Genomic DNA, 12201 nt, shown 5'->3' with positions numbered 1-12201 from the left:
TCATCCCTTTCGCGCGCGCGGCGCGAGCAGGTCCAGCGCGCGGAACGGCGTCCGTCCGAGTCCGTGCTCCTCGAAGAAACGCCGGAATGCCTCTCGCCCTTCCGCGATCTCGCGCCCGGCGAGCGGAGCCTCCCTTGCGGTTCCCGACGCGAGAGCGCCGAGGATGCCGATCGTTCCGGGCGAGAGAAGAAGCCCTCCCCCCCCATGCCCCGCGCAGGCGACCCCGCCGGCGCGGGGATCGAAGCGCGCGCTCGACCCCCCGAGCTCCCTTCCGCACCGCACGCACCGAGCGAGCTCGGGCCGGTAACCGGCGTCCGCGAGCGCCGCGAGGAGGAAGCTCCAGAGAGCCGCTTCGAGCGCCGTCTCCGGTTCGGTCTCCGCCGCCGCGAGCGCTCGGAGCGCCAGACGGAAGAGGTTCTCCGCGGGGGTCTCCTCGCGCTTCAAGCCGGCGAGGGCGTCGATTATCGCATACGCATAGGCGAGCCGCAACAGGGACCCGCGGAGACCGGAGAACGACGTCAGGAGGTCCGCGTCGGAAAGGAGGTGGAGATCCCGACCTTCTTTTCGATAGTAGACCGCCAGGATATGGTTGGTCGGCTCGAGACGCCCCCCGAAGCGGCTACGGGGCCGGCGGGCCCCTTTCACCACGAAGCGGAGCGGCCCCCGATTCTTGGTGAAGAGCGTGGCGAGGAGGCTCGTCTCTCCGAAGCGCGTACGGGAGAGAACGATCGCCTCCTCCCGTTCGATCGCCATCCCCTCAGAACCTCCGCATGAGAAGATCGGCGACGACGAAGTAGATGAGCAGGTTGATCACGTCGTTCGAGGTCGTCACGAAGGGCCCGGTAGCGAGGGCCGGGTCGAGCCCGAGCCGCCGAAAGATCATCGGGAAGAGGGTCCCGGTCGTCGCCGCGACGAGAATCGATGCGAACATCGCCAGCCCGACGATGACCCCGAGAACCCAGGCGCCGTGCCAGAGAAGCGCAACGAGGGAGAGAATCCCGCCGAGGATGAAGCCGTTCAGGATCGCGATCGAGAACTCGCGCGCCAGGCGACGCGCGATCCGGTACGCCTCCATCTCGCCGAGCGCGAGAGCGCGGACGACGATCGAGGAGCACTGCATCCCGACGTTCCCCCCCATCGCCGTGATGACCGGAACGAAGAAGGCGAGGGCGAGGATTCGCCGGAGCTCCCCCTCGAAGCGGCTCATCAAGAACGCGGACCCGATCCCTCCGCAAAGCCCGATGAGAAGCCACGGGAGCCGAATCATTGAGATCCGAAACGGCGAGGTTTCATGGATTTCCTCGTCCCCCGTCCCGGCCATGAGGGAGATGTCCTCGGTCGCCTCCTCTTCGACGACATCGAGAACGTCGTCCACCGTGATCCGCCCGATGAGACGCCCCGCGTCGTCGACGACCGGAACCTCGGGAAGGTCGTAGCGCATCACGACGGCGGCAACCTCCTCCTGGTCCATCTGGGCGGGGACGCTGACCACGTCCCGCTCCGCCAGGCGATCCAAACGAGTGCCCGGCATCGCGATCGCCACGCGCCAGAGGGGAAGGATTCCGGTGAGACGTTCCGCTTCGTCGACCAAGTAGACGTTGTGCACCTGCTCGACCTCGGCTTCCCGCTCGCGAAGGGCCGCCACCGCCTCCTCCACGGTCACGTGCTCCGGGACGGCGACAAACTCGCTCTCCATGATCCCGCCGGCGCTCTCCTCGGGATACTCGAGCAGCTTCTGGAGGTTTTTCTGGTCTTCTTCCTCGAGCAGGGCGAGAACGCGGCTCGCGTTCTCCTCGGGCAGACGGCCGACGATGTCGGCCGCGTCGTCGGTGGGAAGCTCGTCGATCGCCCGGGAGATCTCCCGATCCGAGAGGCGCGCGAGGAGAACCGTCAAGGTGGTGTCGTCGACGTGCGAAAGGATCTCGGAGCGTTCCTTCTCCGCCGTGAGGCGGAAGAGCCGGCACTTCTCCTCCTCGTCGTCGACGAAGCCGAGGACCTCGGCGATGTCGCCCGGATGTTCCTCGGCGAGAAGTCGGCGGATCGCCGCCTCATCTCCCTTTTCGAGGTGCTCCTCGATCTTCTGGACGAGCGCAGCAAGCGGATTGTCCATCGGTCTTCCGCTCCGAAAGCGATCCGAAGAACCGCGCGTTCGATGGGGAGGAAGCTCTCCCCGGGCTCCGCGAAAAGAGGAAAGGACCCGTTCGTCTCGGGCCCTTTCGCCGATCGGTCCCGAAAAGCGACGAGCGTTCTCTCGCTAAGACATCCCCTTGGGCTCCGAACCTTGGGCGCCTTCCTCAGGGAGCCCCAGCTTGCGGATCCGCACCCGGGCGATCCGCTGCCGATCCACCCTTTCGACCTTGAAGAGAAGGCGGCTCACCGGATCTTCGAACGACTCTCCCTCCGCGGGCACACGACCCACGAGATCGTAGAGATACCCCCCGAGCGTGTCGTGGCGGTCCGCCGGGATGCCGATTGTAAAGCGCTCGTTCAGGTCGTCAAGGTCGATCTTGGCGTTCACGAGCGCCGTGTCCGGTCCGGCTGTTTCGAAGAGATCGTCCTCCCGATCGTACTCGTCCTGGATCTCGCCCACGATCTCCTCGAGAAGATCTTCCATCGTGACGAGTCCCGCCGTTCCCCCGTACTCGTCCACGACGATCGCGAGATGGACCTTCTCCTTCTGGAACGCCCGAAGGAGATCGTCGACCCGCTTCCCCTCGGGGACGAAGAAGGGTTCGCGCATGACGCGATCCACGGAAAGATCGAGCGCGTCCCGGAACGACGGACGAAGGAGATCCTTCGCGTAGACGACGCCGACGATCCGGTCGATCCTCTCCTCGTACACCGGGATGCGCGAATGCCCCTTCTCGGTGATCTTCTCGAGGGCCTCGCGGATCGGGCTCTTCCTCTCCACCGCCACCATGTCGACGCGCGGGATCATCACCTCACGCACCGCGGTGTCGCCGAGCTCGAGGATCGAGTGGATCATCTCCTTCTCTTCTTCCTCGATCTCCCCTTCTTCCTCTCCCGCCTCGACCACCGCGATCACGTCTTCCGCGGTGAGGTAGGGAACCGTCCACCGGACGCGGAGGAAACGCGCCATTCTTCGAAGAAGACCGATGAAAAGCCCCATCCCCGGAGCCAGGATCCGCTCGAGCGCGCGCATCGGTTCCGCCGCGCGAAGAGCCGTGTTCTTCGCGTTCGAGATGCCGTATGCGCGCGGGATCACTTCGGTCGGCCCCGCGATCAACAAGAGGAGGAGAACGACGTGAAGGAGGAGAAAGAGCGCGGGGGAAATCGCGAAATCGTCCGCAAAGCGAAGAGCGAGGAACGTGACCCAGGAGACGGCGGCCACGCGCACGAAGACGTTCGTGAGCCGGAGCGCCATCGTGAGGCGCCTCGGGTGGCGGAGGAGGCCGAGCAGCACGCGCGCGCGCCGGTCGCGGCTCTCCTCGAGAAGCTCGCGGGCCGGCTTGGATAGATGGAAGAACGCGCTTTCGGCCGCAGAGAGGAGCGCGCTTCCGACGAGGAGGAGCAAAGAGAGAAGGAGACCGGCCCAGTAAGCGAGCATTCAGGAGCCCTCCGTGTCCCTTCCTACCGGTACCCGATGAACTCGGAGCATGAAGCCCCCTCGAGAAGAAGATTCTTTAGACGTTCAGGGTCCTCCTCCTCGGGTCCGACCAGCTGCAGGAGATACTGCAGGTTGTTCGGGGGGAAATACCAACTGAGCGCCGCGCCCGGGCGCTCCGCGCGATACCGAGACCAGTACGCGGTCTGCCCCTCGACCGTTCCCGCGCCGACTGTTCCCGGGCCGCGCGACAGGCGCTCCACCGTCATCTTGAGCCTCTCGCCCGAGAAGGCCCCGCGCGTGAGCGCCACCATCCGGAGCTCCTCGCCCCTCGCGCCGAGCATCGATGCTTCGAGGCGATACGCGACGAAAGGCCCTTCCTCCTCCTCGAAACGATCTCCGGGCACCACCGTGCGAACCATGGTCGCCGCGCCGGACTGCCAAGCAATCGGCGACGTGAAACGGAAGTTCCCGAGGCGGAAGTTGATCGTGTTCCCCTCCTCCGCGATATGCCCGACGAGAGGATAGGCGTCGTACCGCGGGAACGCGTTCAGCATCGACTCGAGGATCTCCTCGTGCCGGTATTCATCGCGGTGGCGGGGGGCGCTGAACTCGATGACCGGGAGGTCGTCGGTGTTGATCCGTCCTTCTCCCACGTATTGGCGCGCCTCCTCCTCGCCGAAGAGAAAGTTCCCGAGGAGAACGTACGGGTTCTTCTTCTCGATCCGACCGAGGTCGGCGGCGACCTTGCGGATCGCCATTCTCTCTTCCATTCTCTGCACGTCGATCCGGATCGGCTCCTCGGATCCGAGAAGGAAGACGTTGTTGTCCGCGTTCCAGATCTGCGCGTAGGGGAACACCCCGAGGAAGGTCCGCAGCGTGATTCGGAAATCCTCAGGGTCCATGCTGTAATAGTGGAACCATTGGCAGAGGATGCCGCCCGGCTTCAGCCTTTTCCGGCAGATCTCGTAGAACTCCCGCGTGAACAAGTTGGAGACGCCGCTGATCCACGGCTTGGACGGTTCGGAAACGATGACGTCGTACTTCCGAGGAGAGGCGAGAAGGTAGTTGCGGGCGTCGTCGAGTATGATCTCCGCCTTCGGGTTCTTGGTGACGTCGTCGTGCCACTCGCGGAAGAACGCCGCGGCGCGCACCACGGCCGGCGAGATCTCGATGCAATCGGCGCGATCGACCGGGTGCGTCACCACCGACCCGAGCGTGATCCCGCTCCCGAGACCGACGACGACGACCTCTCGCGGATCGGGATGCACGAGCATAGGGATCTGCGCTACGAGAATCTGGTTCGACATGTCCGATGTGGTCGACGCCTCGGTCCTTCCATTGATCTGCAGGAAGAGGTTCTCCGACTCGTAGCTCACCGCGACGTTCGCGTACGTCTCTTCCTCGTAGTAGCGGATGTCGTAGGAGCGCACGAAATCGCGGAAACCCTTCTCGCTCACCTGATGAAGGGAGTAGCGCGGGCTGTCGAAGAAGCCCGAGTTCAGCATGTAGCGGTCCCACGCATGCCCTCGAAAGACGGCGACGAAGAAGAGAAGCACGGCGATCGCCGTGATCGCGGCGCGTGCGGCTCTCCGCGGGCGCGGCAGGAGGAGAAAGAGCGCGACCGCGACGGCGAGGTTGAGGCCCGAGGCGACCGCGATCGTCTTCTGGGTCCCGACAAGAGGGAGAAGCGCAAAGCCCGCGAAGAATGACCCGAGGATCGCTCCGATCGTGTTGCTCGCGTAGACCGTGCCGACGCTCCGGCCGACCTCCTCGAGACGGACCGTGAACGCCTTCACGGCGAGGGGAACGGTCGTCCCGATGAAGAGGGTCGGCAGGAACATCACCAGAACGCAGAGAAGGAACTGGGCCATCTCGAAGGTGACGAACGAGTGACCCATCTTCCCGAAGAGAATGAGAAAGAGAACGGGGAGGCGATCGAAGAGCGGGGTGATCGACAAGACCGAGACGACAACGCACGCTTGCGCGACGACGAAGGCGGCGACCGGATCGCGGAGGCGATCCGCGAGACGGGAAACGATCACGCTTCCGAGCGCGATCCCGAGGAGGAAGGTGGTGAGCATGGCGGTGAACGCGTACACCGAGCTTCCGAGAATCAGAGAAAGGAGGCGGGTCCATGCCACTTCATACGTCAAAGAGGCAACACCCGATACCCCGATCCCCGCGAGTATCATCGCGTGGGATAGAGACAGCGCCCGCCCCTTCCTCGGCTCGGGCCGCGGCTCCGCAGACACCGGCTCCGAGGATCCATCCCTTCGCGAGAGAAGAAACGCGATCGCGGCCACGACGACACTGAAGGCAACGGCGACCTTCGTGGTCGCCGACACGCCGATCCAGCCGATCAGGAGATAGCCGGTCGCGAAGCACCCGACGACCGCCCCGAACGTGTTGATTCCGTAGAGCCCTCCGAACCCCTCGCCGAGTCGTTCCATGCGCCGAACGACGTACCGCGAAAGAACGGGAAGCGTCGCCCCCATCAACGTCGTCGGCGGGATCAGAACGACCGCGCAGAGAAGAAAGCGGACGAGACTCATCAGGTAGAAGCTGCCGCCGAAGGACCCGGCGGTGAGGACGTAGACGTGCGTCACCACGCGAAGAAGGAGCGGCACGAGAAGACAATAGATCCCGATCGCGAGCTCGAGCCACGCGTAAAGGCGGAGCGGGCTCCTCAGCCGATCCGCGAGTCGGCCGAAGAGATAGCTCCCGAGCGCGAGGCCTCCCATGAAGGATGCGAGAACGGTCGAGACGGCGAACGAGGTCGTCCCGAAGATGAGCGAGAGCTGGCGGATCCAAATCACCTGGTAGGCGAGCCCCGCGACCCCCGAGAGGAAAAAGCAGAGATAGACCGCCGTCCGAACCCGCCCCTCACGCCCGTTTTCCATGCCTCTCCTTTCGCTTCCGATTCCCCGCGGTCCGGCCATTCCGCCGCCGGCGCATGCGGTCCATGTGCTCCGCCAAGAACTCGCGCTCGAGCTTCCGCATGCGGGCCCCGTCTTCTCTCCCATCGTGCGTGTACCCCGCGAGGTGGAGAAGCCCGTGGACGAGAAGCCGGAGAACTTCTTCCTCGAGAGGGACTCCCCGACGCTTCGCTCTCCTCGACGCGGTCTCGAGAGAGATGACCACGTCCCCGAGAACGCCGCGGCTCAAGGAATCGCCGTGCAGGGAGAAGGTGAGAACGTCGGTCGCGCGATCCGTGCCTCGGTAGGTCCGGTTCAGCTCGCGGATCCGCTCGTCCGACACGAAGACGATGCTCGCCTCGCCTTCCGACCCGACCAGAGAGCCGAGGATCTCGGCCGCCGATTCGCTGAAGACCTTCGTGTCGAGGTCACAACCTTCGTGGAGGTTTTCCGAATAGATCTCCAATCGCGGATCGGCCCTCCTCTCGCTTCACCTCGTCCGGGTATCGGATGCGCGGATGCATGGCGCTGGTCAAGATCGGCACGAAGCTCTCCTGGATCCGCCGGAGCTCGCGGAAGGTGAGGTCGCAGTCATCGAGCTGCCCCTCCATGAACTTCGCGTTCGTCACATCGAGAATCCGCTGCCGGATGCGGCCGGGGGTCGGCTCGACGAGAGCGCGCGTCGCCGCCTCGGCCACGTCCGCCAGCATGATGATCCCGCTCTCCTTGGTCCTCGGCTTCGGGCCGGGATAGCGGAACTCCTCCTCGGGTATGTCCGCCTCCGGGGCGAGCTGCTTCGCTTTGTCGTAGAAGTAGGCCATGAGCGTCGTGCCGTGATGCTCGCGGATCGCGTCCAGGATCTCCCCCGGAAGACGCTCCTTCCTCCCCATCTCGAGCCCTTCGCGCACATGGGCGATCAGGACGAGCGCGGAGAGCTTCGGCGAGATCCGGTCGTGTCGGTTCTCGCCTCCGGCTTGGTTCTCCACGAAGTACTCCGGCTTCGTCATCTTCCCGATGTCGTGATAGTACGCCCCCACGCGCGCAAGAAGGGAGTTCGCGCCGATCCTCTCCGCGGCCGACTCTGCGAGATTGCCGGCCATGATCGAGTGGTGATAGGTGCCGGGCGCGAGGAGAGAGAGACTTTTGAGGAGTCGTCGGTTGAGATCCGAAAGCTCGAGAAGCGTGACATTCGTGGTGACCCGGAAGACCCCCTCGAAAACGGGGAGGAAGATCATCGCGAGCCCTCCGCTCGCGAGCGAGCCGAGAAGCCCCAAGCCCATCTTTCGGAGCGTGTCCGTTCCGGGGGAGAGATGGAGGAAGTCCGCGGCGCCGATCGAGACGATGTACGCCCCCGCGACGTAGAGGAGCGAGTTCCAGAAGCGCCGGCGCTCGCGGAGCCCCGCCACGCCGTACACCGCCGCCGCCCCCGCCACGCCGAGCGTGAAGAGGATCGGGAGGGGAAGCCCCTCGACCAGAGCGACGACGAAGACGAAGGCGCCGGTCAGGGCGGCGCCGACGTGGTCGTCGAAGAGAAGCGTGGCGAGCATCGCGACGAAGACGACCGGCGCGAGAAAGAGCGAGAGCCCGAAGGCGCTGATGAGCGCGGTGAGGCCGATCCCGATGAGCGCGATCGCGGCGAGAAGGAGGAGATAGCCGTCCCTCTCGCAGATCTTCGGGCGCTGGCGCCGGAGATAGACCGTGAACAGGACCAGGATCGTGAGCGTCGCGAGAAAGCGGCCGAGGTTAGGGTAGATCTTCTGCCACGGGCTCGTCTCGAACCGTTCCTCCGCCCATCTCTTTTCGAGCGAGCGGAGGACGTTGACGTGATTCCGGGTCACGCGCTCGTGCGCGCCGATGATCTTCTGTCCCTCGAGATAGATGTCCGTGTGCTCGAGAACCCCGGCCCGCCGCTCCTCGCGCCGCTTCTCCGTCTCCTGCACGTCGTAGAAGAGGTTCGGAGCGGCCAGCTGCACGACCGCTTCGTAGAACGCGTTCCCCAAGGCTCGGTTGTCGCCGAAGGCCGCCCGCGCCCGGTCGGTCGCCTCGATGCTCACCTCGCGCCGATCGTGGAAGTTGTCGAGCCCGAGCGCGTACTCCTCTCCCTCCTGCACGAGGGTGACCCGGTCGTGTCCTTCGTCCGAGAAGAGCTTCTTGTCCGCCAACACTCCCCGCTCGAAAATCTCTTGGAAGAACGCGATCGTCTCCCGGCGGACCCGGCTCTCGCTCGAGAGATCGAGGAGGACGTTGCGCGCCGACTCCGTGAGCGGGATGCCGACCTCGCTCATCATCCGGTGCTGCTCCTCGATGTCGGCTTCCGAGTCGATGATCCTTTCGACCGCAAGGAAGAGCTCCCGGATGCGCAGTTCGTTCCCGCGCGTCGCGTCGTCGCTCACGCGAAGGACCGGATGGACCTTTCTCGCCTCTTCCTCTTTCTCCCGCTGGAGGGTTTCCTCGTCTTTCAGAACCGGAAACTCGAACGGCGCGAGGATGTCCTCCTTGACGATCTGCCCCTCCGCGGGGAGGAAGAACTTGCCCGAACCGAGCGGGAGATAGAGAGCCGTGACGGCCGAGACGACGCAGACGGCGAGGCCCGTACGCCGCCAGGAGAGGGCGCGGAATCCCTCCCGGACTTCGGCGCCGAAACGGGGCGGGCGCTCGGGGCCCTTTCTCGCGCGAGCGGCGGCCGATCGGAATGGAAAGATCTTCAACGGTCAGCCCTCGCTTCTCGATTCCGGGTCCCGTTCGGGGCGCGGTTTCGAGGCCGCCCCTCCGGGATGGTTGTCGAAGGCTCGGATGATCCGCTGGACCAGATGATGCCGGACCACGTCCCGCTCGGTCAGGTACACAAACTTGATCTCCGGAATGTCCGCAAGGATCGCCTGGATCTTGATGAGACCCGATTCAGACGGCTCCGGGAGGTCCACCTGGGTGATGTCCCCGGTGATGACCGCCCGGGAGTTCGTCCCGAGGCGCGTGAGGAACATCTTCATCTGCCCGATGGTGGTGTTCTGAGCCTCGTCCAGGATGACGAACGCGTCCGCGAGGGTCCGCCCCCTCATGTACGCGAGCGGCGCCACCTCGAGGATCCCCATGTCGAAGGCCCTTTGGATCCTCTCGGCGCCCATCAGATCGTGGAGGGCATCATACAGGGGGCGGAGGTAGGGATCAACCTTTTCCTGGAAGTCGCCCGGTAGGAAGCCGAGGTTCTCCCCCGCCTCGACGGCCGGACGCACGAGGACGATCCGGTTCTTCTCGCGAGCTCGAAGCGCCGAGACGGCCGCCGCGACGGCGAGATACGTCTTCCCCGTCCCGGCAGGCCCGATGGAGAAGACGATGTCGTACTTCTCGAGGGCGCGGAGGTACTCTTCTTGCCCGAGCGTCTTCGGCTTGACCGCCTTCTTGAGGCGGAAGTACTGCTTCCCCGGCTCGTAGAGGGTCGAGAGCCCGCCGTTCCCCTCCTCGGTCCCGACGCTCATCGCGTAGCGGACATCGGTGTCCTGAAGGACTCGCCCCTGCTTGACGAGCGCGACGAGCTCGGCGAGAAGCGTTTCGATCCGGCGGACGTCCCGCTCCTCCCCCTCCAGATAGATGTCGCCGCCGCGGGCGACGAGCTGCACCGAGGGATAGGAATCCTGGATGAGCCGAAGGTTCCTGTCGCCCGGCCCGAATAGATGAAGGGGATCCACCTCATCGAGGTGCATCCGCCGAACGATGACTGATCCCACGGGGAGAGGGTCCCTCCTTGCGACGCGCGCCGCCGGCGCCGATCGCACGGCTCGACGCGCGACGGAAGCGCGTTCCCAATCTACGCTAGGATACGGGCTTCTGTCAACGACGGCGCGCTGGCGCGGGGCCGATCGGGTCGCCCGCCGGCGCGGTGATCCCGGACGGGCGCGCCCCCGTCGAAGGAGCGGCTTCGGGGGCGGAAGACCGCGCGCCGCACCCGGCCCGACCCGGAGAAGCGCGAGAGGCTCCGCGCGATCCAAGCCGCCAAAGTGCTTGTTTGAGAAGGAGATAGAGCGGGTTCTTGTCGGCATCCCCGGGGACAACGCCGGCGACGGCCAGGATCCCGGCGACGGGTGCCTCGATTCGGTCGAGCGTCCGGATCGACATCACGAAGCGAGGAGTCCCGAGGAAGGTGGATCAGGGAAGGGATCCGTTGAGCCGCGTGATGGACGTCAGGTCGATGGCTCGGCCCCACATGTGAAACGTGGCCCTCTCGGCGGGGATCCCCTCGAACTGCACGCGGAGGCTGTCCACTTGAAGCTCCTCCGGCAAACCGAACGGATCCCAGCGCCTGCCGTGATCGTCCACAATGCCGAAGAAACCTCCCTCCATGGAGAGGAACACGACCGTGCCCGTGTCGGACACGGGGGCTGGATCCTCCGAGATGCAACCACAGATCCAAAGGGCCGCGATGAGGAGCGCGAAGAGCATGCGCATCATCGCCGTCACCTGCCTTTCGGCCGCCCCGCCCGACGCGGCCGCTCCGCTGCCGCGCCCCCACAGCAACACGCCCAACGTCGCGCCACCCGAGGGGCGGGGTCGGCGGGAGAGAACGATCGGACTCCTTTCGCGACCCGAGCGGCATCGCGAGGTTGGAGATTCGGCTGAAGTCCAACCCCGCCTCCCCAACGCGTGAACTTCCCGCCAGCGGGTGGAGTCCGGGTACGGCCTGTCAGCTGCGCCGGTATATGTCTCTCCGGTGCCCGACCTTTACCACGACGACCACAAGCTCCGCATCCCCGATCTCGTAGACGATGCGGTATCGGCCCCGACGAAACCGATACTTCTCTTGTCCCGACAGCTTCTCGCACCCCGCGGGACGAGGGTCCTCCGCCAGGCCACGAAAGTTGCGGAGAATACGAGCCAGGTCCCGCTTCGGAACCTCCCGCAGATCCTTCGCCGCCGACTTCTTGAAGACGACCTTATAGCTTGCCATGAGCCCGAAGCTCTTTCAGCAACTGCTCATACGAAATCGTCGCTTCGTCGCCGCGCTCCTCGAACGCGGCAAGATCCTCCTGGTCCTCTCGAAGCGCCTCGCGGACGGCTTCGTTCACGAGGTCCGAAAGACTCCGCTGGGTGTGGGCCGCCTTCACTCGTAGGGCGCGATGCAGATGCGGCTCGAAATAGACCGTGGAACGCTTGGCGGACTCGCTCATCGGGATCACCTCCGAAGGCCAGTCTGGCATTATAGCGCTTTGATGTCAAGACGCCACGATGCCCGCTTCGCGCAGCGAACGGGCGCCTCAGGGGCGGTGCGGCAGGGTTCGGCGTTCCGAAGGTTGCGAAGGTTGGGGACGTTGCGAATGATCGGAACTTGTTTCTCCACCAATTCTCTTCATGATCCAGCTCCGCTGGAATAGAGTCGAGAACCGACCTCCATAATTCGCCTTCCATCCTCTATGTTCAGGCATAAGACGATTAGTTGTGAAGTTCCGCAAGTTCGGAACGTCCCCGATCTCCGCGAAGCGAAGACAGACCGTCGAGATGGACCGGACATCCTCGTCGCCTCTCTCAAAGACGGCGGCTCAGGGATATCTTCTCACTTGCGCCCGGGGGCCTTATAAGTGTTGGACCGAGTATGATTCGTGCCTTTCGACATCGGGAGTCACCTGAGCAGTACGATGCGATGACTGACGTAACGGCCTCCCACGCCACCTCTTACGAAGTAGACTCCCGAAGCAAGAGGCAGCCCGTCGTCGCTTCTACGGTCCC

10 protein-coding genes are annotated in these 12201 nt (G+C 64.9%); all 10 read right to left on the bottom strand.

Annotated elements, in window-relative coordinates; genetic code table 11:
- Positions 1-753, bottom strand: a complete 753-nt coding sequence (recO, locus tag FJY73_01640; protein MBM3319367.1) for a DNA repair protein RecO — start codon at positions 751-753, stop codon at positions 1-3.
- A gap of 4 nt (positions 754-757) precedes the next feature.
- The gene (mgtE, locus tag FJY73_01635) at positions 758-2110 is read right to left on the bottom strand and encodes a magnesium transporter (GenBank protein ID MBM3319366.1); all 1353 of its coding nucleotides are present in this window, start codon (positions 2108-2110) and stop codon (positions 758-760) included.
- A gap of 144 nt (positions 2111-2254) precedes the next feature.
- Entirely contained in the window at positions 2255-3568 is a 1314-nt protein-coding gene (locus FJY73_01630; protein MBM3319365.1) for an HlyC/CorC family transporter, read from the bottom strand.
- A gap of 23 nt (positions 3569-3591) precedes the next feature.
- Positions 3592-6468: a fused MFS/spermidine synthase gene (locus FJY73_01625; protein ID MBM3319364.1), complete on the bottom strand. Its 2877-nt coding sequence runs from the start codon at positions 6466-6468 to the stop codon at positions 3592-3594.
- On the bottom strand, positions 6452-6949 hold the full coding sequence (gene ybeY / locus FJY73_01620; GenBank protein ID MBM3319363.1) for an rRNA maturation RNase YbeY: 498 nt from the start codon (positions 6947-6949) through the stop codon (positions 6452-6454). Before ybeY ends, FJY73_01625 begins: the two co-directional genes overlap by 17 nt.
- A complete protein-coding gene (locus FJY73_01615; GenBank protein MBM3319362.1) occupies positions 6912-9191 on the bottom strand; it encodes an HDIG domain-containing protein in 2280 nt (759 codons plus the stop codon). The genes ybeY and FJY73_01615 overlap by 38 nt, the downstream gene beginning before the upstream one ends.
- Before the next feature lie 3 nt (positions 9192-9194).
- Entirely contained in the window at positions 9195-10184 is a 990-nt protein-coding gene (locus FJY73_01610) for a PhoH family protein (GenBank protein MBM3319361.1), read from the bottom strand.
- Positions 10185-10626: 442 nt separating this feature from the next.
- Entirely contained in the window at positions 10627-11004 is a 378-nt protein-coding gene (locus tag FJY73_01605; protein MBM3319360.1) for a hypothetical protein, read from the bottom strand.
- Positions 11005-11161: 157 nt separating this feature from the next.
- Positions 11162-11425 carry a type II toxin-antitoxin system RelE/ParE family toxin gene (locus FJY73_01600; protein MBM3319359.1) on the bottom strand — a complete coding sequence of 88 codons (264 nt, stop codon included), beginning with the start codon at positions 11423-11425 and terminating at the stop codon, positions 11162-11164.
- On the bottom strand, positions 11412-11645 hold the full coding sequence (locus FJY73_01595) for a CopG family transcriptional regulator (protein MBM3319358.1): 234 nt from the start codon (positions 11643-11645) through the stop codon (positions 11412-11414). Before FJY73_01595 ends, FJY73_01600 begins: the two co-directional genes overlap by 14 nt.
- Positions 11646-12201 lie beyond the last annotated feature (556 nt).

This window comes from Candidatus Eisenbacteria bacterium (assembly GCA_016867715.1).
GTDB lineage: Bacteria > Orphanbacterota > Orphanbacteria > Orphanbacterales > Orphanbacteraceae > VGIW01.
The sequence above is the reverse complement of the archived record's forward strand: the minus strand, read 5'-3'. Positions and strand labels throughout refer to the sequence as shown.